The organism is Acinetobacter silvestris, from assembly GCF_002135235.1.
Classification (GTDB): Bacteria; Pseudomonadota; Gammaproteobacteria; order Pseudomonadales; family Moraxellaceae; genus Acinetobacter; species Acinetobacter silvestris.
In genome coordinates this window covers 93,682-118,534 of sequence record NZ_NEGB01000007.1, presented here as the reverse complement: position 1 = coordinate 118,534, position 24,853 = coordinate 93,682, and the positions used below count along the sequence as shown (strand labels likewise).

Genomic DNA, 24,853 nt, shown 5'->3' with positions numbered 1-24,853 from the left:
GAAAGAAAAGAACGCGTGCTAATTCAATCTGGGGTAAATTGAGCTTGTATTAATTTGAATCGGCTTTCAACAATAGGTTTTAAATCACCTCGATATGGAGGCGTATTTTCAAGTCGAATCGCAAAACTTTTTTCTAAATTTTCAACTTGATGACCAAATAATTCTCCTCGATCAGCCAAAATTGCATCAGGTAATCCAACACATGGCCAATTTTCAGATCTAATGTCTATACCAAATTTTTTACATAAAGTAACTTTATCTGTAAAAGCACAGTAAAGTGCTCTCATACTTGTTTGGTAAGAGGCATTCTCTAAACCAATATATAAACCAGTAATCATGCGGCTGAAGACATCTATCACAAAGTAAAGAATTGGTCGCCCAATAATACGATCCCGATCAAAGTTAGAAACTAAATAAATATCTGCAATTATGGCATCGACTTCGTATCTTGAACCTGGGCCGAGCACTTGTGTGTTTACTGTGGAATGTAGTTGTGCCAAGTCTTTGGCATATTCAATTTCGTTGGAACGCTTCTGAAGACGAATGACTTCACTGTATTCTCGATGATAAAAATACTGAAATTGACGTAATGTAGGAAGTTCAGTTTCTGGTGTTTCAGGATGAAGTGAACGATATAATTTTTTAAATTCTCTGTGTCCATATTTCAACGTATGTTTTTTATCAGATAACAAATATTTACTAATAGTGATATGAAATAAACGTTCAATTTCTGCTGTAATAACAGCACCTATACCTTCTTTAAGTATTCGTTTTCGCCCTAGTTTTTGGTTCGAAACCCTCTTATTTCCTTTTGCACCAGAATTATGATAATTCGGAATTAAAGCATTCGGTGTTTGTCCTCTTTGCCAGTATTATTTAAGTAATCGGTAAAGAGTTTGTTTCGTCGATTTCTGATTTTTGATAATTTCATTAATAAGGGAAGATCGAACATGAGGAATATAAAATTGTTCATGATCTATTATAGGTTTGATAAGATTATAGTTTTCATCTCTCTTTATTTGAGTTATTGATCCTTCAAGAGGCTGCATTAAAACGATATCTTGAAATGGATCATCAACACGGAATGTTTCAAATGATTCAATAGCCTGAAATAATTCATTTTTACTGATGACAGTAGGAAAGTTTTTTATATTATTAATTTCAATCCAAACAATATGCTCAGGTAAGATGCTGAGAATCCTAAAATATTGATCTTGATCCAGATATACATCATTGATTTGCAACATGGTGAACCTCCTCCCATGTTGTCATATCACCAAGTTGGATATTGGTAAATTTTAGATCTTTATAATTTAGGTTTAAATCAAACTTAAAATACCGTTGGGCAAATAACACACGTAATTCTGACAAGGATGTGCCTATTTCTAGGTCATAAGATAAATCTATTTTTTTAGCTAAATGAATTAAAGATAAATTAGGGTGTTTACGGAATTGTTGTACATAGAATTCAATATTATCGTATAGCTGAATATGATCTTCTTCTTTTATGACAGGGTAGAGCCATTTAATATTGTTAAAAACGATTTTGGGAATTTCCTGTTCAGTAATGATTTGCCAAGGAATCCCCCGACTTTGCCAATATCTACGCTCAAGTTCTAGTTTCTCAATTGTTCGAGTATCTTCAATATCTTTTTGATATTTGGCCTGTATAGCAAATCTAGGTTTTTGAGCATCAGAACTAAGAATATAAAAATCTGTACTCATTATCTGTTTTACTCCCCTGATAGTAGGATGAGTAATAGATGCAGCTTGAGCAATTTCTTCTGTTTGTTCTATTCGGAGAGGAAATTGTTCCCGAATATCCTGAATCAATGGATTCCATTCCAAAATTAAAAAAATAGCCAGCTCTAAATCTGAGAGTAAGTGATGAGTTCGTTTTGTTTTATGTCCATATATCCGATGGGAGCGACCTCGTGAAGCTAGGTCACGAACAGTAAGCCAAGGTTTGTATGAAGATAGCTCGCCTCGACCTCGACCATCTTTGATCCATTTTTGTTGTTGTATGATTGAAAGCATAAAAAAACACCTGTTGTGTTCATTTAAAATGAGCATAACAGGTGCTTATAATATAAACAATATAGTGTGATACTTTTTTGTTCAGTATGAAACTATATTGTTTGGTATGACACTTTATTGTCTGCTTACAATATCGAACGATATATTTTAAAATATTATTCAACAGTAACGGATTTTGCCAAATTACGCGGTTGGTCGACATCTGTACCACGTAATACCGCTACATGGTAAGACAGCAATTGTACTGGGATGCTGTATACAATAGGGGCTAACAGTGAACTGATGGTTGGTACATTAACCACGTGTTGACGATCTTTATTTTTAATCCCGCTATTTTCATCCGCAAAGACAAATAGTTCACCACCGCGTGCTTGAACTTCTTCCATATTCGATTTTAATTTATCGAGCATGTCATCTTGCGGTGCCAAAATAACCACAGGCATATCATGATCAACTAAGGCTAAAGGCCCATGTTTGAGCTCACCCGCAGCATAGCCCTCAGCATGAATATATGAAATTTCTTTCAGTTTTAATGCACCTTCTAGTGCAATAGGGAACTGTGTACCACGACCTAAGAATAAGCAGTGTTGTTTTTCTTTAAATAAATCAGATAAGCGCAAAATTTCTTTGTCATTTTGTAAGGTATCTAAAATGACTTTAGGAATATGCCAAAGTTCAGCGGTAATTTCAGCAATTTTTTCAACAGGCATCGTCTGTTTAATTTGACCAATTTTCAGGATCAACAACATTAAGGCTGCAAGTTGAGTGGTAAATGCTTTGGTTGAGGCAACACCAATTTCAGGACCTGCAAGTGTCAGCAAATGATGATTGGTTTCACGCACCATTGAAGATGTTGCAACGTTACAAATCGTCATGGTGGTGATATTTAAACTTTTCGCCTTGGCACGTTTTTGCGTATCACGTAATGCCGCTAAAGTATCAGCCGTTTCACCCGATTGAGAAATACAGACATACAAGGTATTGCCCACAATCACTGGCGAGCGATAACGGAATTCACTGGCAATTTCGACTTGGCAAGGCAGGTCGATCAGTTGTTCAAACCAATATTTGGCAATCATTCCCGCATGGTAACTGGTACCACAAGCAATAATTTGCACTTGTTGAATATTTTTAAAATCAACTTCGGCATGCTGTAAGAAATCATCACGCAAAGCATTACCATTCAATGCTTGGGAAATGGTTTGTTGAATTGCTTCAGGTTGCTCATAAATTTCTTTGAGCATGTAATGTTTATATTCACCCTTAGACGCATTACTCACGGTTGCATCCAATTCTTTAACTGGGCGATCAATCAATTGATCATCCACAAAGATTTCAATGCTTTCACGTGTTAAACGAACAATATCGCCTTCTTCAAGGTAAATAAAACGGTTGGTCACTGGTAATAGTGCTAATTGGTCAGAGCTGATAAAGTTTTCACCAATGCCGACACCAATCACCAAAGGAGAGCCTTCACGCACTGCAATCAGTTCATTGGGATGATCGGTATGCACAATTCCGAGCGCATAAGCGCCTTTTAATTGTGGAACAATTTGAGTAACAGCTTTGAGTAAATCAGGGGTTGATTTCAGTGCATCATGTATCAGATGAGCAACCACCTCAGTATCTGTTTGTGAGGTGAACACATAGCCTAAAGCTTCAAGGTCATCTTTAAGTTCTTGATAGTTTTCAATAATTCCGTTATGTACCACAGCAACTGTGTCAGAAATATGCGGATGCGCATTATTTTCTGTCGGTTTACCATGTGTCGCCCAACGCGTATGTGCAATCCCTAATGAGCCTTGAATATTCGACTCATTTACGGCTTGTTCTAAATTGGCAACTTTACCAACACGACGTTCACGTAAAATTTGACATTGGTCAACCAATGCAACACCCGCTGAGTCGTAACCACGATACTCAAGGCGTTTTAGACCTTCAATTAAAATATTTGTAATGCTACGTTCAGCAACGCCACCAACAATACCGCACATCGTTATATCCTCTTATTTCGTGACCTTTTGGGGACGTTGATAATTTTCTTTAGAAATTTGTTTAGCACGTTCAAAAGCCAAGCAGTTGTCTGCGACATCATGGGTGATGACTGAGCCCGCACCAGTGGTTGCTCCATGACCAATTTTGACTGGCGCAACCAAAGAGTTATTGGTACCTATGAAGGCCTGATCACCAATGATGGTTTTATGTTTATTGGCACCATCATAATTACAGGTGATGGTACCTGCACCGATGTTCGATTCTGCACCAATTTCAGCATCACCTAAGTAGGCAAAATGGTTGGCTTTAGAGCCTTGACCAATACTGGTATTTTTGACTTCGACAAAGTTACCAATATGTACTTCATTGGCAAGTTTTGCCCCAGGTCTTAAGCGAGCAAATGGTCCAATCTGAACATTATTGCCTACAATAGCATTGTCGAAAATACTATAGGGTTGAACTTTTGTGCCCGCTGCAATGTGCGTATTTTTAATGATACAACCTGCACCGATTTCAACGTGATCACCGAAGCTACAATTCCCTTCAATAATCACGTTGATGTCAATGCGGACATCAGTACCTACGCTAAGCTGTCCACGCAAGTCAAAGCGAGCAGGGTCAATTAAATGTACCCCTTGCTGCATCAATTGTTTGGCTTGATAGGCTTGGAATTCACGTTCTAGTGCAGCTAATTGAATACGATCATTGATGCCTTCAACTTCAAAGGCAAGTTCAGGTTGAATCGAAGCGATTTCCATTCCATCAGCCAGTGCCATAGCAACAATATCGGTTAAATAATATTCGCCTTGCGCATTATCATTACTGAGTTTAGGCAGCCATTCATGTAATTTAGCATTGCTAACACAGTAAATACCGGTATTAATTTCTTTAATTTGGCGCTGTTGTTCAGAAGCATCTTTATGTTCAACAATGGCTTGAATTTTACCATCCTTACGCACAATACGACCATATCCAGTCGAATCTTCTAAGGTTAATGTCACCAATCCAATTCCAGTTTCTGTCGAAACATCAAGCAGGCGTTGCAAGGTACTTTGTTGGACGCAAGGCACATCACCAGATAAAATTAAAGAGATACCATCTTGGGGCAAGACCGGCAAAGTTACTTTAACTGCATGACCAGTACCCAGTTGTTCAGTTTGTTCTACCCATTGGATATTCTCATGGTTGAACCTTTCTTGAACGAGATGACCACCATGACCAAAAATCGTAATAATATTTTTCGCGTGTAATTTTTTTGCTGTTTCAATCACATGACCAAGCAGGGGGCATCCTGCTAAAGGCTGTAACACCTTTGGCAGATTAGAACGCATTCGGGTGCCTTTACCTGCAGCAAGAATGATCACAGTAGTTGACATATAACACCTAACAGATTTGGCTTAAGCCATAGGAAAGTATAAGTAGATGAGGATACAGAGTGCTGCCCATAAGCCTGCAATAATATCATCGAACATAATGCCAAAACCGCCATCGACTTTTTGGTCAATGACACGAATGGGCCAAGGTTTCCAGATATCAAATAAACGAAATAAGCCAAAACCGACCAATACCCAGATCCAATTCATTTGTCCAAAGTAGATCAAGGGTAAAAAAGTAATCGATTGTCCTGCAAATTCGTCCCAAACAATACGGCCATCATCATGCACATGAATAATTTTAGCGGTTTGACCACAAATATAAATGCCAATTAAAGACATCACCAATATGGCCAATATGGAGCTAGAAAAACCAATTGCAAGCCAAATCGGTATGAATAACAGTGCAAAAGCAGAACCAAAGGTTCCTGGTGCTTTGGGGGCTAGGCCAGAACCAAAACCGACTCCACAGAACACAATACAGCGTTCAAACCATGTCATGTTTTTAAAAATAATAGGAGGTTTATGCAAAGTGTTGATATCCATGAAATTGAAGTGGATGATCTAAGCCATCTTTTTCAAATATTAATCCGCTTTTTTGCGTAATTTCCCCGATGATTGTTGTTGTTACATTGGGTTGTAAGCGTAAAAGTTCTTGGTAGTTTTGCTTTGTAATAGTAAAGCAGAGCTCATAATCATCACCACCGGCTAAAGCATATTGCCATTGCTCATTTTCAGGTAAATGGCTTAAATCTGGCTTAATCGGTAGCTGTGATAGTTCTAATTTTGCACCGACATTGGACGCTTTTAAAATATGGCTCAAGTCTTGTGCCAGTCCATCTGAGATATCAATCATGCTTGAAGCTAAATTTTTCAGCATCAGACCAAGTTCACAGCGGGGTGTTGGATAATCCAGTCGTTTTTGTAGGGAGTGTTTAGGGTGTTGTAGTGCAAAGGCAGCATCACCGACGGAACCACTAACGACCACTAAGTCGTCAACTTGAGCGCCAGAACGGGTAATGGCTTTGCCACTTTCGATCCAGCCGAGTGCAGTAACGGTAATGGTCAGATGCGGACTTTGGGTGGTATCTCCACCAATTAAACTGACACCAAATTGATCGCAACAATCATATAAACCCTGACTAAAGCCTTTGAGCCAGTCATGATCAATTTGGGGTAAGCTCAATGCCAAAAGAATACTATGCGGTTTCGCGCCCATAGCGGCAATATCAGATAAATTAACAGCAACACTTTTCCAACCAATCGCATGCGGATCAGTATCAAGCGGGAAATGTCGACCAGCAATCAGCGTATCTGTACAAATCACCAATTGATGATGATGAGGTGGCGTGAGCAGGGCTGAGTCATCGCCGACACCTAAATCAACCGCAGAGAAATTCTTACGATTAAAGTAGGTATCAATGATTGAGAACTCAGCCATAGCAACAATAACTTATTTAGCTTGTTGTTTTTCTGCATCACGAAGGCGAGTTGCTAAACGGTCTAATACACCATTGATGTATTTGTGACTGTCTGCGCCGCCAAAGTGTTTCGCAAGTTCAATTGCTTCATCTAATACAACACGATACGGAACTTCAAGATGATCTTTAAGTTCGTATGCGCCGAGACGCAATGTTGCAAGTTCAACACCATCCAATGCATTAATCTCGCGATCAAGTACTGGCATTAATAACGCATCCAATGCTTCATGATTTGCGACCACTTGTGTGAGCAACTCATGATAATAGCCGAGATCCACTTTATGCATTGCGTTTTCAACACGGGTACGTGCTTCAATTTCATGCACTGGGTTGTGGCTCATTTGCCATTCATAAATCCCTTGTACAGCAAAGCGACGTGCTTTGCGCTTTGCTGCATAAGTAGCTTGGAGTGTTTGCGACATGCTTTAAATTGCCTTTAACAGGTTAACCATTTCAATTGCAGTAAGAGCAGCTTCGCCACCCTTATTACCTGCTTTTGTACCAGAGCGTTCAATTGCCTGTTCAATACTATCCGTAGTCAATACACCATTAATCACTGGTAAGCCAGTCTCTAAACCAACTACACCTAAACCTTTGGCACATTCACCTGCAACGAAGTCGAAATGTGGTGTACTACCACGGATCACTGCGCCAAGTGCAATCACGGCATCGAAATTACCAGAAGCTGCTAATTTTTTAGCCACGACTGGAAGTTCCCATGCACCCGGTGCATGAACGACAGTGATATTATCATCGGATACGCCATGACGATGCAACGTATCAATTGCACCTTCCAACAAATGTTCTACAACAAAGCTGTTAAAACGACCAACTAAAATCGCGTAACGGTCTTCGCTCGCGAGATGTAATAAACCTTCGATACGGCGAATCGCCATAGCAACCTCGATATTTAATAAAAGTTATTGAACAGAAGTTTGATCAGCAGTGACGTATTCCACCACTTCTAAATTAAAACCAGATAATGCATTAAAACGTAATGGTGAGCTGAGTAGTTTCATTTTTTCCACACCCAGATCACGTAAAATTTGTGCACCCACACCAATCGTTTGATATTGCTGAGACAGTGCAGAACTAGACTTTGTTGGTTTAGGCGTGGTTAATGCATCCAAAGCTGGACCTAAGTCAGATAAATGACGTTGACCAATCCACACCAATACACCACGCTCACTATTTGCGATCGTTTTCAGGGCTTTGTCTAAGTTCCAAGCGGCTTCGCCACCTTTCTTATTCAGTTTAAGCAAGTCACGAACAGGGTTAAAGCCATGTACACGAACAGTAGTTACCCCTTGCTTGGGTTCACCTTTAACGAAAGCCAAATGAATATCTGGATTACCAATTTCGCGGTAACGATATAGATCAAATGTGCCGTATTCAGTTTCAATACTTTGTTGATCAATACGTTCAACCGTTTGTTCATTGGTCATACGGTAGTGAATCAAATCTGCAATAGTACCAATCTTGAGTCCATGTTTTTCTGCAAAAACTTCAAGATCAGGACGACGTGCCATTGTACCGTCTTCGTTAATGATTTCACAAATCACAGAAGCGGGCTCTAAACCAGCAAGGCGTGAAAGGTCACAACCTGCCTCAGTATGACCTGCGCGATGCAATACACCACCAGGTTGTGCCATTAATGGAAAAATATGTCCAGGCTGAACAATGTCCGAAGGTTTGGCATGCGCAGCAACAGCGGTTTGAATCGTATGTGCACGTTCAGCCGCAGAAATACCGGTCGTAATACCATGTGCAGCTTCAATCGACAGCGTAAAATTGGTCGCATGTTGCGCGCCATTGGCATCCACCATAAGCGGTAGATTGAGTTGCTGACAACGATCACGGCTTAAGGTTAAACAGACTAAACCACGCGCATGCGTGATCATAAAGTTGATGTCTTCTGCACGCACGTGAGTCGCAGCGATCACTAAGTCGCCTTCATTTTCACGATCTTCATCATCCATCAGGATAACCATTTTTCCTGCGCGGATATCTGCTACAAGCTCTTCAACAGTATTGAGCGGCATCAACCTTCACCTTCTTGTTCTGTCTGCGTGACATTTTGATTAATTCATTGTGGCATAGTTTACGTGTTTTCATGTGTTTTGCCTATGCTTATCACATTCGCTTTCCCTAGACTGTTATACACAGCTTATTAGCCTATTGAAAAGCCATAGAAAATTCAAAAGCATATATTTTTGTTTAAAGAATGGACACTTGAATGTCAATTCAAGATCTAGGTTGTGATATGGCAATAAAAAACCTGATTTAAAAGTTCATTAAATCAGGTTAGATACAGCATATGAGAACTAAATTTCGATGACTTGTTCCGGTTCATTCGTCGGAATGCTTTGCTTCTTTTTACCTTTCAAAATTTCAGTTCGAATACTCTGAGCCAGTTCGGCACATGCTGTATTCATGCCATTAATCATAAAGGCATGACGAGTCAGCACATTATTTGGATTCGGCATGACCATCAATTGATAATATTCACTGATCTCTTTCAAAAGATCGTTACTCAAATGCAGTGCCATTTCTTTTGCAATCAAATGATGTGTTAAACGCTCAGCCGCGAGGGGAGCATTTAGTTGCATCGCTTCAACAGCGGAAGCAACAGCGCAACGCGTTTGTAAAACAAAACGCTTTTCTTCACGATAGCGCTTATACAGTACTTCAGAGAGTAATTGGAAGACTGAACCCACCATTAATAAACATTCAGCTGCATGAAGGATTTGTGAAGAAACACTTACAGTTGCACCGTGCTGATTAAATTCTTGATTACGAATAAAGTCATGTGAATTAAGTTTGTAATGTTGTGCGCAAAGTTCAATACTTTTATTTAAGAAGATTTGGCAAAGATTAAAATAAGGTACAGAAACGGATTGATTGACGGTTTGAATTAATTGTTTAGGATCATAATATTGAATATTTAAAGCAATGATATCGTGTTCAATAGTCGATAGCTTAGCCGGTTTTGGTTCCGGCTTTGGTTTAGTCTGTTGTTGCGCTTGAGCAATGAATAAAGTGCGATTGGTTTTTTCTGCTTCTAGCGCCTCAGTCAGCTGTTGAATTTCATGTTTGAGTCGTGCTTCATTATTCAGTTTAGCCAAATATTCACTACGTGTCGGGCGAGCAATGGCACGATAGGCTAACCAAAGTAAGCTATGAATAAAGAGTGAAACTAAAATCGCGAGCCATTGGGTACGTAAAATTTCACCAATACTGGGTTTGATCAAAGTGATTTCAATGCTACCCACATTTTTATCATGTTGTAATGCATCACGGACAAAGACATCACCTTGGCGTGTTTTAGCTAAACCACTGGTAGCCAGTACTTGTTTTTTGGCATCTAAAATACGGATAGAGGCAACACTCGGGTTGGTCGCATAACGATTGGCTAACAAGGCCAATGACACCGTATTTGGAGGTTCTAGCTCAGCAAGGCTATCTGCAACCAATTGACTGGTTATGAGTTGACCTTGGCTGGCACGGTTTTCATTTAGCTGATGTGTCGTTGCAACTACCAACAAAAAGGTATGCAATGCAAAACTTACGATTAGTAGGCTAGCAAATAGCCCTTGTCTAGGTGCATTCAACGTAAACTTCCAAAGAAAAAATATTCTATATCGATTATGATTCTAACAATAGTTGTAGCTCAGACCAGAGTCAATTCATGCGCGAAATCATTCTTATATCATTTTTAGGACCTGATCAACCCAATCAGTTTACTCGATTAATGCAGGTATTGTCCGTACATTCTTTGCAAATATTAGATGTTGGACAGGCTGTCATTCATAACCAATTGACTTTAGGTATTGTTGTTTCGTCAAATGACCAAACTGCAACTGCTTTGGCAATGAAAGAGATGCTTATTTTAGCACATGATATTGGTTTAACCGTTCGTTTTAAACCCATATCAGGCACGGAATATGATCAATGGGTGAGTGAAGGTGGACGAACCCGTTATATCGTGACGGCTTTAGCACCAGAGCTGACGGCTGCACATTTACAAGCAGTTACACATATTGTTTCTAGCCAAGGCTTTAACATTGAAACGGTCACGCGTTTATCCGGTCGTCCTGAACTCAATGTTGATGCTGAAGATCCAAAACGATCATGTGTGCAGTTTGGCTTGAGTGGTCAAATGCTTGATGCAACAGCAATGCGAGCAGCGTGTTTACGTTTATCGAATGAACTTAATGTTGATGTTGCTGTGCAAGAGGATAATGCTTACCGTCGTAATCGCCGTTTGGTCTGTTTTGATATGGACTCCACTTTAATTGAGCAAGAAGTGATTGATGAATTGGCAATTGAAGCTGGTGTCGGTACGCAAGTGGCGGAAATTACAGAACGTGCAATGTTGGGCGAACTTGATTTTCAACAAAGTTTCCGTGCGCGTGTGGCCCTACTCAAAGGTTTAGATGCCTCAGTGCTTCCAAAAATTGCGGCTCGATTGACGGTGACAGAAGGGGCAGAACGATTAATTTCAACCTTAAAAGCGTTGGGATATCGCACAGCAATTCTTTCTGGTGGTTTCCAGTATTTTGCAGAATATCTACAAGCAAAATTAGGTATTGATGAAGTGCATGCCAATATTTTAGACGTACAAGATGGCGTAGTTACAGGTGAAGTTAAAGGTCATATTGTTGATGGTGCTCGAAAGGCTTTGTTACTGCGTGAACTTGCTGACAGCATGGGAATTTCCTTAGAACAAGCGATTGCAGTAGGGGATGGCGCAAATGACTTACCAATGCTGTCTATTGCCGGGTTGGGTGTCGCATTTAGAGCCAAACCTTTGGTCCGTCAAAACGCCAATCAAGCCATTTCAAGTGTAGGTTTGGATGGTGTACTCTACCTTTTAGGTGTACACGATAAAGATTTAAATCGTGCTTAAATCATGACAAAATTGTGACCATAAAATGCGACCCAGAGTCGCATTTTTTTATTTGTATATGAAGAATGTCGAGGATTGGAGAAAAAAATTAGATAGGAGAAAACCGATTCAAGAGATCGAAAAAAAGTTTTTTTATGCTGATTTTGATCGGTGCTTTTTTGTAATGACACGCCGATCTTGATGCCTGATAGGCTCTATCAAAAATATGGAAAATAAAAGTGTAATGACAAAAGAATGTTGCGACAAGGTGTGTCGTTTAAACTTCAAGCAAGACTTTTCTTCTGCTTAAAACTATCCATAATGCAGGACAGAAGCATTTATAAAACTTCATAAATAAGCTCATATTGTTGTAAAACACGATTGAAGATGGCATTAGAAATATCACTGAATTGACGGAGATTTTTATGGTAACAGCGACTTTTGCAACATTGATCGGTTTTGGTCTGATTGCTGCGGCGTTAATGACTGTTTTCTTTTCCCCTTACCGTCATTGGTTAGGTTTTATGTGTGCGGGTATGCTTTTTTGGGGAATGTTAGAAGCAATCAGATTTAGCGTACAAAACGTTTTTGCACTCTCTGTTGCTTATAGTTATTTAACTGCATTGAGTTTGGCGATGATGGCGTTAACTGTGTTTTTATTAAGAGAAGATAGTCGTGCTCAGAAAGCATTGGAAAATCGCCAATATATTGAACACACACCTCTTTATGAAGATGAATAATGAGCAAGTCATTTAGTCTAGAACGTTTCTCAAAATTTAGTACAATTTTAAAAAGGGCTTATTTCAGCATATGCCTTTTTCATATTTTGTTATACAAAGCTTTGCTCTAAAAATAATAAGTTATGCTAGGATGAGCGGATTCAATTTTATACTAAAACAACAGGCTTAAATGTCATGAAATTTTCTTCAATTCCAGTGGTGAAGTTACCAATCGTCGATGCAAGTACGGATCCGCTTGATCTTTTGGTATTGGGACTTGCATTGCGCATGAAGCAACTGACTCGTACTAGCCCTAAATTCATCGAATTGACTCATGATCGTCAGTTTCGTATTCAAATTGGGACAGATTTAGGCGTTGCACGTCAAATCATTGTGAACAATGGCCATATTGATACGGTTTCAGGCAGTGTTGAGCAAGCAGATTTTATTTTGCAGTTTGCTGATAGTGAGCAAGGCGTCAAAACGCTGATTAAAGGTGATCCGACAGCATTCATGACTGGGATGCAAGAAGGTAGCATTAAGATGGAAGGTGACTTTAGTTTGTTGGTTTGGTTTAACCAAGTTGCAAAGTTAATTCCACCGAAAGTACCGAAACCGGTTAAAGATAAAATTAAAATGGCGCGTCAGTTTTTGAAAGAGAAAACGGGTCGTTAAGTGACTGTGATGATCGCGTAAATAAAAAGCCTATGCATTGTCATAGGCTTTTTATTTACGGATTACTGGTAAGGATTATTCGACTTCCAAATTAAATGTTACAGGCCCATCATTGATTAAATGCACTTGCATATCCGCTGCAAAAATACCCGTTTGTACCTGTTCAAATTGTGATTGAGCATAATCAATAAGTTGCTCGTATAATATTTTGGCTTCAGCAGGAGGCATCGCCGGAGCAAAATCAGGGCGTAAGCCTTTTTGAGTTTGTGCCATCAGTGTGAATTGTGACACCAATAGAAGCTCGCCATGCGCCTGATGGATATTCCAGCCCATCTTGCCTTGTTCATCATCAAAAAAACGATATTTTAAAATCTTATCAATCAGCTTTGTACCTTTATCTAAATTATCCGTTTTAGCTAGGCCAAGAAAAACTAAAACGCCTTTTTCAATTTGTCCTGTAATTTTACCATCGACAACCACTTTGGCTTCGAGAACTCTTTGTAATACTGCCCGCATATTCGATATTCACATGTTAAATTTAGCTTTGTGTAAGTTTAGCAAAGCAGCGGATCAAAAGCTTAGCTTCAGCTCATTGCATATTTAAGCGAGCAACATAAAAAGACATCGTTAAAATAGGGTTTTTTATATATTTCTTATTATGTTAGTTTGGTATAAACGACGAGCATAAATTGGCTTAAACGTCCCTGACTTTGCAAGCATATCTTGATAATATTTAATGATAATAATATGATAATAATATGAGCATGTAGAAATAGGTAAATGGTATGGAAAATAAAACAGCAAGATTAACTATTTTGATTGATCCAATTAAAAAACAAGCATTTGAAGAATTGTGTTATCGACAAGATTTAAAACCATCACAAGTGGTACGACAATTGATTCGTGAATATTTGCATACAAATGGTGTGGAATATGCGACAAAAATGAATGCTTCTGGTTTAGAAAAATCAAAAATAGATGAGTAGAAGTAGCGACTTTATTTTATAAAATTGAGTTAGATTTGATTTTGTTTTCGTCAGGATTTAAGCGAACTGATAAATAAAAAAGCTGTCCTAGACTAAACTTAGGACAGCTTTTTTATAGGTAACTTAAGAAAAATCTAATTCTTTTTCAAAGGCTTTTAATTCATGACGCGCCATCGCTAGATTTGATTTTTGACGATCTAAAACCAAATAAAGGAAAAGGTCTTCATTACGATCCAATGGACGTAATAAATGATATTGTTTACCCAAGGTAATTAAAATATCTTCAATTCGATCATTCAAATTAAGTGCTTTTGCCACTTTACGTTTTGCACGAATTACTTCTGTATTCCCCGCAGCAGCAAGCTCCAAGTCAATACCAGAACCTGTTGTTGCAAGCGCTAGGCCACTGGTGCTGTCTACGAGTGCTGCAACCACGAAACCGTCAATATCATTTAGTGTATCCAAGCTAAGTTTAGCCATGGCGCAATTCCTTTTTTGTGAGTAAGTACATACTTTTGGATTTGAATATCTATAAAAATCGAATTTATTGCGTGGAATACCAATAAAATGCTGTTTTTATTGTAAATGATGTTAATGAAAAAATAATTTCATTGCAATGCTAGTGTATAAAAAAATATTTAATATTAATTTAATGATAATAATATGTTAATGTTTTGGATCGGATAAAAAAGATCCTGATTTTATGATTCATACTCTGGTTTTTTGTTAAAATGATAAAAATCTGATAAATCACATCTTTTGGGTTTGTAAGTGTCAATTCACCTTTTATCGTGATAAAAGAACTTCTTAATGGGTCTGCTATGCAACCAATCATTCAATCCTTACTCGATACCGACTTGTATAAATTTACAATGCTGCAAGTGGTACTTCATAAATTTCCACAAACGCATAGTGTTTACCATTTCCGTTGCCGCAATTTGGATGATACGGTCTATCCATTGGCTGATATTTTGGATGATTTAAATGAGCAACTCGACTTTCTTTGTCAGTTGAGCTTTAAAGAAGATGAACTGATTTATTTACGCAGCATGCGCTTTATTAAAAGTGATTTTGTTGATTATTTAGAATTATTTCAACTCAAACGTCGCTTTATTAAAGCGGGGATTGATGCGGAAGGTCGTTTGGATATTTGGGTGGAAGGCCCAATGGTTCAGGCAATGATGTTTGAGATTTTCGTACTCGCCATCGTGAATGAACTGTATTTCCGTCGAATCCGTTCCGATGAAGTGCTTGCTGAAGGCGAACGCCGTTTGCAAGCCAAAGTGCAACTTTTAAAACAATATGCACAGCAGCAGCATCCCAATGATCCACCTTTTTTAGTTTCAGATTTTGGTACCCGTCGTCGTTATAGTCTCGCTTGGCAAAAACATATTATCCAAACATTCCATGATGTTGCACCGACTATTTTCCGTGGTACCAGTAATGTTTTAATCGCTAAAGAATTGGGTATTTTTCCTATTGGAACCATGGCGCATGAATTCTTACAAGCTTTTCAAGCCTTGGATGTTAGATTGCGGGATTTTCAAAAAGCCGCTTTAGAAACGTGGGTACAAGAATATCGTGGTGATTTAGGTATTGCCTTGACGGATGTGGTAGGAATGGATGCATTTCTACGTGATTTTGATTTGTATTTTGCGAAACTGTTTGATGGTCTACGTCATGATAGTGGTGATCCCTTTGAATGGGGCGACAAAGCTTATATGCACTATAAAAAATTGAAAGTTGATAGCAAATCAAAAATGCTGACGTTTAGTGATGGTCTAGATTTGGAACGTGCTTGGAGTCTGTATCAATACTTTAAGGATCGTTTCCAAGTCAGTTTTGGTATCGGTACTAATTTAACCAATGATATGGGGCAAACCCCACTGAATATCGTATTGAAATTGGTCGAATGTAATGGTCAGTCTGTGGCGAAGATTTCTGACAGCCCAGGTAAGACCATGACCGATAACGATACTTTTCTCGCATACTTACGTCAGGTTTTTGAAATTCAAGAAGAGGCTTAGTTTGAGTAATGAATGCTGATTTTTTGCAAAGGAATGTAGAAAATCAGCATGCTGATAAAAATGACTATGTTAAGATTGTGCCAGTTGATGGACTAAAATTCGAAAAATATTATGACAGTACCTGAATTCAATTTTGGCTTATTGATTGAGACGGATCAGCTTGTTCCTTTTTTAGGGCACGAGCGGTTACGTATTATTGATCTCAGCCGAAGATCGGTTTATGCGCAATTGCATATTCCGCATGCCATTCACCTCAAACCTAATCTATTGGTACGCCAAGAAGAGCAGGCAATGGGATTATTGCCAGATCAAGCGGGTTTAAACGCACTGATTAAAGCTTTGAATATTTCACCTGAGCATCATGTGGTGGTCTATGACGATGAAGGCGGTGCATGGGCGGGGCGGTTAATTTGGAATTTACATTGTCTTGGATTTAACAACGTCAGTTTGTTGAATGGCGGTATTCATGCTTGGTTAGGCGCGGGTCTGCCGACAACATCAAATGTTGATCCAGTTGTCCCAGTTGCGAACTTGATTTCACCCAATTTAACTGATATTGAAAACTATCGAATTGAATATCCGCAACTATTAGAAAAAGTACAACAGCAGTCTGTACAGCTGTGGGATTGTCGGACATTGGATGAGTATACCGGTCAACGACTTGCAGCGCGACGCGGCGGTCACATTCCAAATGCACTTCATTTTGAATGGAGTACTGCAATTGATCGTGAAAATCATTTAAAATTACAGCCTTTAGAACGCACTCAACAACGTTTAGAACACTTGGGTTTTCAGCTGGATCAACCTGTAGTGGTATATTGTCAGTCACATCACCGTTCGGGATTGGCTTATATCGTGGGTCGATTACTCGGTTGGAATATCCAAGCCTATGATGGTGCGTGGAGCGAATGGGGCAATCGCCTTGACAGTCCAATTATTACTGGAGAATCACCTTCGTGAGTCTTACATCCAAGTTAAAAAAACAAATTTTCATTCAAGCGCAACGTGTTATTCCACAACAACAACTGAGCCGTGTGGTTGGTAAAGTTGCTGCTAGTGAACATCCAGTGATTAAGAATGTCGCGATTCAAGCCTTCAAAGCCAAATATGATATTGATTTATCTATCGCACAACAAACCGATGCTTTGAAATTTAAATCATTCAATGAATTTTTCACCCGTGCATTAAAAGAGGGGGTTCGTGAAGTTGATGCAGATTCAAGCAGTATTGTCAGCCCTGCAGATGGTGCAATTTCACAAATTGGTTTGGTTAAAGAAGGTGATGTTTTTCAAGCCAAAGGGCAAAGCTTTTCGGTTGAAAAACTCATTGGTGATCCACAACTGGCTGAACCTTTTAAGAATGGTGAGTTTGCAACGGTATATTTATCACCACGGGATTACCATCGTGTGCACATGCCTTTTGCAGGAACTTTGACCGAGACATTGTATATTCCTGGCGAACTGTTTTCAGTCAATCAAACCACAGCGGAAAATATTCCAGGTTTATTTGCACGCAATGAACGCATGGTGTGCTTATTTGATACTGAATTGGGGCGTATGGCGGTCGTTTTAGTTGGCGCGATGATTGTGGCGGGCATTGAAACGGTAGCTACCGGTAAAGTTAAACCATCAGGTCGTTTAGAGTTAAATCATCATGAGATGAAACTTGAAAAGGGTGATGAGCTGGGCCGTTTCTACCTAGGCTCAACCGCAATCATTTTATTTGAACAAGATAAAATGGCTTGGAGTGAAGCGTTTACAGCCAATTCAACAGTAGTGATGGGTGAGCGCTTAGGTACAGCATCTTAATTCTATAAAGAATAAAAAAATCCCTGTTTGCACAGGGATTTTTTTATTCTAAACATGGTCTAGAGTTCAAAGGAATTTAAGCTTTCATCTGGATTATAAAGGCGCTCTTTAGGAAAGACCACTTTAAAGGTTGAACCTTGGTTTTCTTTCGATTCTACTTCTAAATACGCTGCATGCTGCATTAACACGTGTTTGACAATGGCGAGACCTAAACCTGTTCCGCCGGTTTGACGACTGCGCGCACTATCCACCCGATAAAAACGTTCAGTTAGACGGGGTAAATGTTTTGGATCAATCCCAATCCCGGTATCTTGTACCGTGAAGTAGCCATGTTCACCATCATCATGCCAACCAATCGTGACTGTCCCGCCTTTGGGGGTATATTTAATGGCATTGGTAATTAAATTACTAAAAGCGCTGGCCAGTTCGGTATCTGAGCCAATTAAGTCGCAATGACTATCAATGTCTAAATTTAAAGTATGACCATAATCGACGTTGTAGGCTTGTGCATCATCAAACAGTTGATTCATTAAACTGGGCATTTCAATAATTTGATTTTTGGCAATTTGTTTATTGCCTTCCAAACGTGAGAGCAATAATAAATCATTGACTAGGGCATTCATTCTTCGCGTTTGTGAATGCATTTGGTCAAAAGCACGTTTCCAACGCGGGTTTAAATCTTCCTGATCGGTAAAGGTTTCAATATAGCCACTGAGTACGGTCAACGGTGTGCGCAATTCATGAGAAATATTATCGACAAAGTCTTTACGCATTTGTTCCAGATTATGGATGCGTGTCACATCATAGGCGAGTAATAATCGACTTTCACTGCCAAAGCGAGTCAATTTTATTTGTACATAATGTTCTTCAAAAACTGAAGATTTTATTTTGATCCCATCGGGAGATTTATCAATATGATTAAAATAATCGATAAAACTGGGCTGACGAATAATCGTTAGCAGATTGCGACCACGGTCTAAAGGTTGAATACCCAATAATTTTTCTGCAGCTGGATTCCACCATTCAATCTGGTGTAATTCATCGGTTAATACGACCGCTTCAGCCAAAGCGACCAATGAGGATTGTGCACGATCAATCAGCCCCACCATTTCTGCTTGTACAACCCGTTCTTGGCGTTGTGCGCGATAGACATTGAAGAGTAATGCACCCCAAATTCCATCTAGATTGGGGGGGGCTTCATAAGGACGATTGGAAATCCATTCATTGACCAAATATAAGGAGCGAAGCTGAAAGGCAAAGAAAATTGAAAATGCAATACATAGGCCAACCCAGAAATAGCCCACCCCCAAACCAATAAAGCCTCCGATGACCAGTAAAAAGACTAAAAGGCGTAAATCTTGCTTGGCAAATGTCCATAAACTGCTATAGCGAAATTTTTTATGATCTCGAGCAAGATCGGGTGTGGGATAGGGTTCATACATAAACTAAAATTAACCTAAGGCAACATCGGCACGGGTCGAAAAGCGATAGCCAGTGCCTCGAACAGTTTGAACATAACGGTCTACACCAAAAGGTTCAAGCACTTTCCGCAAACGACGAATATGGACATCAATGGTACGGTCTTCAATATACACATTTCCACCCCAGACTTGATCAAGCAGTTGAGAGCGAGTATAGGCACGTTCTGGATGGGTCATAAAGAAGGCTAATAAGCGATATTCAGTTGGGCCCATTTCTAAAATTTTATCACTGAAGCTGACCCGTTGGCTGACAGGATCAAGAATCAAGCCATTCGCATCAATGGCTTTTTCACCACTCAGTGCATTGGCACGACGTAATACCGCTTTAATACGAGAAACCAATTCACGTGTCGAAAATGGTTTAGTCATATAATCATCAGCGCCTGCATCTAGCCCTTGAACTTTATGGTCTTCTTCGCCACGTGCAGTGAGCATAATCACTGGAATTTCGGAAAGATTTTCATCACGTTTTAAACGACGACATAAATCTACGCCACTGACACCACCCGGCATCATCCAATCTAATAAGATTAATGCAGGTCGTTGATCGACAATCATTTGATGGGCTTGTTTTGCATCTTCTGCTTGTAAACATTGAAATCCAGCCATGTCCAATGATGTGTGGATCATTTCTCGGATTGGAAGTTCGTCATCGACGATTAAAATATAGTCATCTTTCACAACGCAATATCCTATGTATGAACGGTGTACCGTTTTATATTTATGACAGGCTTATTACAAAGATTAATTATGACAGTATCATTGCAAAAATGGATGATTCACTTATTTTTGCAATGAATTGTGACAATTTTCACTGATGTGTAGGTCTGTTATCTACTCTGAATGAGCCATTAAATATTTTAAATTCAAATGACTATCTCTATTTTAACGGCATTTATTGCTCTATTTGATCAATCTGATCTTTTTATTCCTTTTCGGACAATGTTTGCAGTAAAGAAGCAAAAACAATTTTACATGAGTGTAAAACTTCGTCGAAAGATAATCTAAATCCTCCCATGACCCAACGAATCGCAATTTGGGTGACATAACCATTTAAGCCAGTGGCAATCAGTGAAACTTCTTTTTCATTGAGGTTGATATGCGGCATCATCAGCATGACAAAAGCATGAATCATGCGGTCAAAACGGCTCATGGTTTCATGAATAGTAGCGTGATTATGCAGCTCTTGTACCAACATGGCATCGATATAAATAATACGTGCCATACGAGGATCATTTTTGAGCATTGAAAATAGTGCACTTAGACCCGCATCAATCATATTTTTTGGATCAGGTGCGGCTTGCATCACCGCTTGCATGACATTTTGTTGTAAAGATTCAATCAATTGTAAAAAAATAGTTTGAAACAACTCTTCACTTTTTTTAAAAGACTCATAGAAATAACGTTCCGTTAGTTTGGCTTCATTACAGATGTCTTTGACGGTTACTGAAAAAAATCCATGTGTACCATAGGCTTGGATGCCTGCCTCAATGAGTTTTTGTCGGCGTGCCAGTTTACGTTCAGATAGAGACATTCCTTTAAATTGACGCTCTTTGGCTGCTTTTTTTATCGTTTTTTCTACTGATATTTCAGAAGTTAAATGTTGTTGAGTCATAGTGAATATGTGCCAATGAGTGTCTGCCAATGACAATATTTTATCAATAAATGCCGTTTAAACCTATGTTCATATTTTTGTTTAAATTTACAGCAACAAAAGCTAAGTATATTATATTGACAATAAGTATTGTCAAATTTATAGTAATCAAGTGAGCTGCACAATAAAAATGATTTTGTGTGGAAAATTCAAACAAGGAAACTCAATGAAAAATTTTAAGAATAAAGTCGCAGCAATTACTGGTGCAGGCTCAGGTATGGGACAGCATTTAGCAATTTTACTGGCTAAAGCTGGTTGTCACTTATCCATTAGTGATGTAAATGAAAAAGGACTAGCAGAAACTGCTGAATTGCTTAAACAATATAACGTACGTGTCACCAGTAAAAAGGTCAACGTTGCCGATCGTGATCAAATCAAAGCTTGGGCTGAAGAAACTGTACAAAATCATGGCTCAGTTAATATGATTTTTAATAATGCAGGTGTTGCTTTAGGTTCTACCGTAGAGGGTGCGAGCTACGAAGATTTAGAATGGATTATGGGTATTAATTATTGGGGGGTGGTCTATGGCACTAAAGAATTTTTACCTTATCTGAAAAAATCAGGTGAAGGTCATGTTATCAATACTTCAAGTCTATTTGGTTTAACTGCACAACCAACACAGTCTGCTTATAACTCAAGTAAGTTTGCTGTGCGTGGCTTCACCGAGTCTTTACGCCAAGAACTTGATTTGGAAAATTGTGGTGTAAGTGCGTTATGTGTGCATCCAGGTGGGATTCGTACCAATATCGCCAATGATGCACGAATGAATGATAGCTTGCGTTCTTTAGGCATGAATCCTGAAAAATCAGCTAAGGCTTTTAATAAGTTATTACGTATGCCAGCGGAAGAAGCGGCACAGCAAATTTTGGATGCCGTACTTAAAGATAAGCGTCGTTTATTGATTGGGAATGATGCCAAAACCTTAGATCTTATCCAACGTATCTTACCGACGGGATATCAAAAAATTACGGGTTTTGCCACGAAGATGAGTAAACGTTTAGAGCCTAAATAAGCTATTTCGGCTGTAAATTTAAAAAACCTGCTTTAGCAGGTTTTTCTTTTTAAAGAAGCACTTTAACTGTCTTTTTCTTCCACACAAATTGATAATAGCTCCCTTGCAGAATACAAAGACTAAAGAAAGACAGGGCATAGGCATACCAAATACCTTGGAGTCCCCAGTGATGGCTAAATAAATACGCGCAGGGTAATTCTATGAAGGCAATGGCGGCAATATTGATAAACATGGGTACATTGACTGTACCACTTGCACGCATGATAGAGGCAAAAATAGCGCTCGCACCAAAAAATAGGATCGACCACAATACAATGAATAAGAGCTGTTGACCTAAGATCACTACACTTGGATCGGTAATAAATAAAGCCATTAAATATTTAGAAAACAAATAAGCTAAACCCACCAGTGTTCCAGTAATCACGATATTCATGGTTAGAGCTGTTTTGGTGACTTTACTTAACAGTTCAGATTTTCCAGCACCAATGGCTTGCGCGGCAAAAATTGAGGCAGCGATTGAGATAGATAATGCAGGAAATTGAATATAATTTAGCACTTGATTGACTGCACCATAAGCCGCCGTGGCATGTGAACCATATTTATTCACTAAGCCAATAATCACTAAGCCAGCAACAGAGTTCGTCACCATTTGAATACCCGTTGGAACACCTAATTTTAAAATTAGACGGCTCAATTCGGGTTGATGCTTAATGTGGCTAATTAATGCTCGATCTAATTTAAGGGGGTGATGCTTTTTATTTAAATAAAAATACAGAAAAACTAAGACGGATAAGAACCCAATAATTGTGGCAATAGCAGGAGCAATAATGCCCATTTTAGGAAAACCAAAATAACCTGCAATGAGGACAGGTGTGACCATTAAACCAATGAGAATCGTTAGCCCTGATGCCAGCATGGGAGTGGTGCTGTCACCGACACCACGTAAAATTGAAGTATAAATAATATAAATAAAGAGTACAGGACTACCTGCGAGCATCCACTGCACATAAGGCAACGACAGGTGCATCACTTTAGGGTCAACCCCTAAAAATAGCAGAATGTGTTTGGCAAAGATCACACCCAATAAAGCAATTGCACTTCCACCCGTTAGGGTCATAAACAGCGTTGAACCGACTACACAATGGACTTTTTCAATATTTTGTGCGCCCCAAGCTTGTCCAACCAGAACCGTTGCACCTGCGGATAAGCCAATAACAAAAGCCATCATACAAAATAAGATAGGGAAAAAGACGGCAATTGCAGCAATGGCATCCACGCCCAACATCTGGCCTACAAAAATCGTATTAATTGTTCCAGATAAATTTTGCAAAATATTGGTTGCAATTAATGGGACTAGAAAGATTAAGAAGGCTTTCCAAAATTGTGGATGATGCAGTAAATTTTGACGAGGTGACATCGTTATATTATTGTCCAGTTTTCATTCATTTCTTAAACCACAGTAGCATATAACGGAATAAAAAAGCCTGAGTATTTCAGTAACCCAGACTGTTATTGACGATAAATAGTTAGATTACACCAGAGTTAAAATTTTAGCGGCTTGTATTAAGGTTTCATCTTTTTTGGCAAAGCAAAAACGGATTAAGTGTAATTTTTCAGGTGGATGTTGATAGAAAACCGATACCGGAATTGCCACAATTTTATGTTCTTCGGCAAGGTATTGGCACATTTCGCGATCGTTTAAATCTGGACGAATGGCGCTATAATCCAGATTTTGGAAAAAAGTGCCTTTGGATGCAACTAAATTAAACTTCGAGTCTTTAAGTCCTGAAATAAACAAATCACGTTTATCTTGATAGAAACGAGATAAACCAGTTATATGCTCAGGATGTTGCTGCATATAGTTAGCAAGTGCCATTTGGATTGGGGTCACACCACAGAAATTGGCGAATTGATAAATTTGACGGAAAACACGCATCAGTTGCGGTGAAGCAACACAATATCCCGTTTTCCAGCCCGTGACATGAAAGGTTTTTCCAAAAGAACCCACTACAAAACTGCGATCTCTCAGTTCTGGGAAAGTCAGTGCTGAAAGATGTTTTTCATGATCATAGATCAAATGTTCATAGACTTCATCCGACAGGACAATGATGTTTTTATCCTGAATTAATGCAATCAGGTTTAACCAATCCTGACGTGACCAGATTGCTCCAGTAGGGTTATGTGGCGTATTCACAATCACCATACGGGTTTTATCGGTAATGGCATCTTTGACTTGATTCCAATCTACTGAAAAGTCAGCTGTATTTAATGCAATGTGGATCGCTTTGCCACCCACTAATTGTATACTGGGTGCATAACTATCATAACTCGGGTCGAAAATAATGACTTCATCATCCGCATGAATTATGGCTTGAATCACACAAAAAATACCAATGGTGGCACCAGGGGTAATGGTAATTTCGGTCACTGGATCGGGTGTCAGTTGATCGCGGCGTGAAAATAGACGGGCAACTTGTTCACGTAACGGTAATAAGCCATCACCCGATGGGTATTGATTAAAGCCTGCTAGGGTTGCTTGGCTCAGGGCGTCTAATAATGCCGGAGGTGCAGCAAAATCTGGAAAACCTTGTGCCAGATTGAGGGCATTCAGTCGTTGTGCCATTGCGGTCATGATGCTGAAAATGGTGACCCCTTGAGCAGGGAGTTTGGAATGGATTTCGATCATGACCTAAACAATAGAAAGTTGTGATGGCTAT

The 24,853-nt window shown here is 39.1% G+C and carries 26 protein-coding genes; 8 read left to right on the top strand and 18 right to left on the bottom strand.

What is annotated here, in order from left to right:
- Positions 1–23: 23 nt before the first annotated feature.
- From B9T28_RS15070 to B9T28_RS12175, 11 genes are all read right to left on the bottom strand, one after another.
- Positions 24–728, bottom strand: coding sequence for an integrase catalytic domain-containing protein (locus B9T28_RS15070; protein ID WP_491046950.1), 705 nt, complete (start codon positions 726–728; stop codon positions 24–26).
- Positions 729–872: 144 nt separating this feature from the next.
- Positions 873–1,247, bottom strand: a complete 375-nt coding sequence (locus B9T28_RS15065) for a hypothetical protein (RefSeq protein WP_252053626.1) — start codon at positions 1,245–1,247, stop codon at positions 873–875.
- Positions 1,231–2,037: a TnsA endonuclease N-terminal domain-containing protein gene (locus B9T28_RS12215; RefSeq protein WP_086204267.1), complete on the bottom strand. Its 807-nt coding sequence runs from the start codon at positions 2,035–2,037 to the stop codon at positions 1,231–1,233. Before B9T28_RS12215 ends, B9T28_RS15065 begins: the two co-directional genes overlap by 17 nt.
- Positions 2,038–2,192: 155 nt before the next feature.
- Positions 2,193–4,031 (bottom strand): glutamine--fructose-6-phosphate transaminase (isomerizing), encoded by a 1,839-nt coding sequence (gene glmS / locus B9T28_RS12210; protein ID WP_086204266.1) that lies wholly within the window; start codon positions 4,029–4,031, stop codon positions 2,193–2,195.
- A 12-nt stretch (positions 4,032–4,043) separates the two neighbouring features.
- Positions 4,044–5,408, bottom strand: coding sequence for a bifunctional UDP-N-acetylglucosamine diphosphorylase/glucosamine-1-phosphate N-acetyltransferase GlmU (gene glmU, locus B9T28_RS12205; RefSeq protein ID WP_086204265.1), 1,365 nt, complete (start codon positions 5,406–5,408; stop codon positions 4,044–4,046).
- A 21-nt stretch (positions 5,409–5,429) separates the two neighbouring features.
- Entirely contained in the window at positions 5,430–5,951 is a 522-nt protein-coding gene (locus tag B9T28_RS12200) for a phosphatidylglycerophosphatase A family protein (protein WP_086204264.1), read from the bottom strand.
- Positions 5,929–6,846, bottom strand: a complete 918-nt coding sequence (thiL, locus tag B9T28_RS12195) for a thiamine-phosphate kinase (RefSeq protein WP_086204263.1) — start codon at positions 6,844–6,846, stop codon at positions 5,929–5,931. The genes B9T28_RS12200 and thiL overlap by 23 nt, the downstream gene beginning before the upstream one ends.
- A gap of 12 nt (positions 6,847–6,858) precedes the next feature.
- Positions 6,859–7,308 carry a transcription antitermination factor NusB gene (gene nusB, locus B9T28_RS12190; protein WP_086204262.1) on the bottom strand — a complete coding sequence of 150 codons (450 nt, stop codon included), beginning with the start codon at positions 7,306–7,308 and terminating at the stop codon, positions 6,859–6,861.
- Positions 7,309–7,311: 3 nt separating this feature from the next.
- Positions 7,312–7,782 carry a 6,7-dimethyl-8-ribityllumazine synthase gene (gene ribH, locus B9T28_RS12185; RefSeq protein WP_086204261.1) on the bottom strand — a complete coding sequence of 157 codons (471 nt, stop codon included), beginning with the start codon at positions 7,780–7,782 and terminating at the stop codon, positions 7,312–7,314.
- Between the two features lie 24 nt (positions 7,783–7,806).
- Positions 7,807–8,928 (bottom strand): bifunctional 3,4-dihydroxy-2-butanone-4-phosphate synthase/GTP cyclohydrolase II, encoded by a 1,122-nt coding sequence (gene ribBA / locus B9T28_RS12180; protein WP_086204260.1) that lies wholly within the window; start codon positions 8,926–8,928, stop codon positions 7,807–7,809.
- 282 nt (positions 8,929–9,210) lie between these two features.
- Entirely contained in the window at positions 9,211–10,497 is a 1,287-nt protein-coding gene (locus tag B9T28_RS12175; RefSeq protein ID WP_086204259.1) for a hypothetical protein, read from the bottom strand.
- Between the two features lie 77 nt (positions 10,498–10,574).
- Between B9T28_RS12175 and serB the strand changes: the two genes are divergently transcribed.
- From serB to B9T28_RS12160, 3 genes are all read left to right on the top strand, one after another.
- Positions 10,575–11,795 carry a phosphoserine phosphatase SerB gene (gene serB, locus B9T28_RS12170; RefSeq protein ID WP_086204258.1) on the top strand — a complete coding sequence of 407 codons (1,221 nt, stop codon included), beginning with the start codon at positions 10,575–10,577 and terminating at the stop codon, positions 11,793–11,795.
- 404 nt (positions 11,796–12,199) lie between these two features.
- The gene (gene aciT, locus B9T28_RS12165) at positions 12,200–12,514 is read left to right on the top strand and encodes a ciprofloxacin tolerance protein AciT (protein ID WP_086204257.1); all 315 of its coding nucleotides are present in this window, start codon (positions 12,200–12,202) and stop codon (positions 12,512–12,514) included.
- A 174-nt stretch (positions 12,515–12,688) separates the two neighbouring features.
- Positions 12,689–13,168: an SCP-2 sterol transfer family protein gene (locus tag B9T28_RS12160; protein WP_086204256.1), complete on the top strand. Its 480-nt coding sequence runs from the start codon at positions 12,689–12,691 to the stop codon at positions 13,166–13,168.
- A 75-nt stretch (positions 13,169–13,243) separates the two neighbouring features.
- Here B9T28_RS12160 and dtd read toward each other — a convergent pair whose 3' ends face one another.
- Positions 13,244–13,684 carry a D-aminoacyl-tRNA deacylase gene (gene dtd / locus B9T28_RS12155; RefSeq protein WP_086204255.1) on the bottom strand — a complete coding sequence of 147 codons (441 nt, stop codon included), beginning with the start codon at positions 13,682–13,684 and terminating at the stop codon, positions 13,244–13,246.
- 269 nt (positions 13,685–13,953) lie between these two features.
- Between dtd and B9T28_RS12150 the strand changes: the two genes are divergently transcribed.
- Entirely contained in the window at positions 13,954–14,154 is a 201-nt protein-coding gene (locus tag B9T28_RS12150; protein ID WP_086204254.1) for a CopG family transcriptional regulator, read from the top strand.
- A gap of 123 nt (positions 14,155–14,277) precedes the next feature.
- Here B9T28_RS12150 and B9T28_RS12145 read toward each other — a convergent pair whose 3' ends face one another.
- Positions 14,278–14,634 (bottom strand): roadblock/LC7 domain-containing protein, encoded by a 357-nt coding sequence (locus tag B9T28_RS12145; RefSeq protein ID WP_086204253.1) that lies wholly within the window; start codon positions 14,632–14,634, stop codon positions 14,278–14,280.
- A gap of 341 nt (positions 14,635–14,975) precedes the next feature.
- On the opposite strand from B9T28_RS12145, the gene pncB reads away from it, so the two are divergent.
- The 3 genes from pncB (at position 14,976) to asd (ending at position 17,989) form a co-directional block, all read left to right on the top strand.
- On the top strand, positions 14,976–16,181 hold the full coding sequence (pncB, locus tag B9T28_RS12140) for a nicotinate phosphoribosyltransferase (RefSeq protein WP_086204252.1): 1,206 nt from the start codon (positions 14,976–14,978) through the stop codon (positions 16,179–16,181).
- 111 nt (positions 16,182–16,292) lie between these two features.
- On the top strand, positions 16,293–17,141 hold the full coding sequence (locus B9T28_RS12135; RefSeq protein WP_086204251.1) for a sulfurtransferase: 849 nt from the start codon (positions 16,293–16,295) through the stop codon (positions 17,139–17,141).
- Positions 17,138–17,989, top strand: a complete 852-nt coding sequence (gene asd / locus B9T28_RS12130; protein ID WP_086204250.1) for an archaetidylserine decarboxylase — start codon at positions 17,138–17,140, stop codon at positions 17,987–17,989. Before B9T28_RS12135 ends, asd begins: the two co-directional genes overlap by 4 nt.
- Before the next feature lie 59 nt (positions 17,990–18,048).
- On the opposite strand, the gene phoR is transcribed toward asd, so the two are convergent.
- The 3 genes from phoR to B9T28_RS12115 form a co-directional block, all read right to left on the bottom strand.
- Positions 18,049–19,431: a phosphate regulon sensor histidine kinase PhoR gene (gene phoR / locus B9T28_RS12125; RefSeq protein WP_086204249.1), complete on the bottom strand. Its 1,383-nt coding sequence runs from the start codon at positions 19,429–19,431 to the stop codon at positions 18,049–18,051.
- A gap of 9 nt (positions 19,432–19,440) precedes the next feature.
- Positions 19,441–20,151: a phosphate regulon transcriptional regulator PhoB gene (gene phoB, locus B9T28_RS12120; protein WP_086204248.1), complete on the bottom strand. Its 711-nt coding sequence runs from the start codon at positions 20,149–20,151 to the stop codon at positions 19,441–19,443.
- 244 nt (positions 20,152–20,395) lie between these two features.
- On the bottom strand, positions 20,396–21,085 hold the full coding sequence (locus B9T28_RS12115; RefSeq protein ID WP_086204247.1) for a TetR/AcrR family transcriptional regulator: 690 nt from the start codon (positions 21,083–21,085) through the stop codon (positions 20,396–20,398).
- 205 nt (positions 21,086–21,290) lie between these two features.
- Here B9T28_RS12115 and B9T28_RS12110 point away from each other — a divergent pair, with 205 nt between their 5' ends.
- The gene (locus B9T28_RS12110; RefSeq protein ID WP_086204246.1) at positions 21,291–22,136 is read left to right on the top strand and encodes an SDR family NAD(P)-dependent oxidoreductase; all 846 of its coding nucleotides are present in this window, start codon (positions 21,291–21,293) and stop codon (positions 22,134–22,136) included.
- A 49-nt stretch (positions 22,137–22,185) separates the two neighbouring features.
- Here B9T28_RS12110 and B9T28_RS12105 read toward each other — a convergent pair whose 3' ends face one another.
- Together B9T28_RS12105 and B9T28_RS12100 are read right to left on the bottom strand one after the other, a co-directional pair.
- Positions 22,186–23,553 carry an MATE family efflux transporter gene (locus B9T28_RS12105; protein WP_086204245.1) on the bottom strand — a complete coding sequence of 456 codons (1,368 nt, stop codon included), beginning with the start codon at positions 23,551–23,553 and terminating at the stop codon, positions 22,186–22,188.
- A 114-nt stretch (positions 23,554–23,667) separates the two neighbouring features.
- Positions 23,668–24,822, bottom strand: coding sequence for a methionine aminotransferase (locus B9T28_RS12100; RefSeq protein WP_086204244.1), 1,155 nt, complete (start codon positions 24,820–24,822; stop codon positions 23,668–23,670).
- Positions 24,823–24,853: the final 31 nt, after the last annotated feature.

What these genes read in the sequence shown, in the direction of transcription:
- B9T28_RS15065 (WP_252053626.1), bottom strand. Translation starts at nt 1,247, where the DNA reads ATGTTGCAAATCAATGATGTATATCTGGATCAAGATCAATATTTTAGG.
- B9T28_RS12215 (WP_086204267.1), bottom strand. Translation starts at nt 2,037, where the DNA reads ATGCTTTCAATCATACAACAACAAAAATGGATCAAAGATGGTCGAGGT.
- glmS (WP_086204266.1), bottom strand. Translation starts at nt 4,031, where the DNA reads ATGTGCGGTATTGTTGGTGGCGTTGCTGAACGTAGCATTACAAATATT.
- glmU (WP_086204265.1), bottom strand. Translation starts at nt 5,408, where the DNA reads ATGTCAACTACTGTGATCATTCTTGCTGCAGGTAAAGGCACCCGAATG.
- B9T28_RS12200 (WP_086204264.1), bottom strand. Translation starts at nt 5,951, where the DNA reads ATGGATATCAACACTTTGCATAAACCTCCTATTATTTTTAAAAACATG.
- thiL (WP_086204263.1), bottom strand. Translation starts at nt 6,846, where the DNA reads ATGGCTGAGTTCTCAATCATTGATACCTACTTTAATCGTAAGAATTTC.
- nusB (WP_086204262.1), bottom strand. Translation starts at nt 7,308, where the DNA reads ATGTCGCAAACACTCCAAGCTACTTATGCAGCAAAGCGCAAAGCACGT.
- ribH (WP_086204261.1), bottom strand. Translation starts at nt 7,782, where the DNA reads ATGGCGATTCGCCGTATCGAAGGTTTATTACATCTCGCGAGCGAAGAC.
- ribBA (WP_086204260.1), bottom strand. Translation starts at nt 8,928, where the DNA reads ATGCCGCTCAATACTGTTGAAGAGCTTGTAGCAGATATCCGCGCAGGA.
- serB (WP_086204258.1), top strand. Translation starts at nt 10,575, where the DNA reads ATGCGCGAAATCATTCTTATATCATTTTTAGGACCTGATCAACCCAAT.
- aciT (WP_086204257.1), top strand. Translation starts at nt 12,200, where the DNA reads ATGGTAACAGCGACTTTTGCAACATTGATCGGTTTTGGTCTGATTGCT.
- B9T28_RS12160 (WP_086204256.1), top strand. Translation starts at nt 12,689, where the DNA reads ATGAAATTTTCTTCAATTCCAGTGGTGAAGTTACCAATCGTCGATGCA.
- dtd (WP_086204255.1), bottom strand. Translation starts at nt 13,684, where the DNA reads ATGCGGGCAGTATTACAAAGAGTTCTCGAAGCCAAAGTGGTTGTCGAT.
- B9T28_RS12150 (WP_086204254.1), top strand. Translation starts at nt 13,954, where the DNA reads ATGGAAAATAAAACAGCAAGATTAACTATTTTGATTGATCCAATTAAA.
- B9T28_RS12145 (WP_086204253.1), bottom strand. Translation starts at nt 14,634, where the DNA reads ATGGCTAAACTTAGCTTGGATACACTAAATGATATTGACGGTTTCGTG.
- pncB (WP_086204252.1), top strand. Translation starts at nt 14,976, where the DNA reads ATGCAACCAATCATTCAATCCTTACTCGATACCGACTTGTATAAATTT.
- B9T28_RS12135 (WP_086204251.1), top strand. Translation starts at nt 16,293, where the DNA reads ATGACAGTACCTGAATTCAATTTTGGCTTATTGATTGAGACGGATCAG.
- phoR (WP_086204249.1), bottom strand. Translation starts at nt 19,431, where the DNA reads ATGTATGAACCCTATCCCACACCCGATCTTGCTCGAGATCATAAAAAA.
- B9T28_RS12115 (WP_086204247.1), bottom strand. Translation starts at nt 21,085, where the DNA reads ATGACTCAACAACATTTAACTTCTGAAATATCAGTAGAAAAAACGATA.
- B9T28_RS12110 (WP_086204246.1), top strand. Translation starts at nt 21,291, where the DNA reads ATGAAAAATTTTAAGAATAAAGTCGCAGCAATTACTGGTGCAGGCTCA.
- B9T28_RS12105 (WP_086204245.1), bottom strand. Translation starts at nt 23,553, where the DNA reads ATGTCACCTCGTCAAAATTTACTGCATCATCCACAATTTTGGAAAGCC.
- B9T28_RS12100 (WP_086204244.1), bottom strand. Translation starts at nt 24,822, where the DNA reads ATGATCGAAATCCATTCCAAACTCCCTGCTCAAGGGGTCACCATTTTC.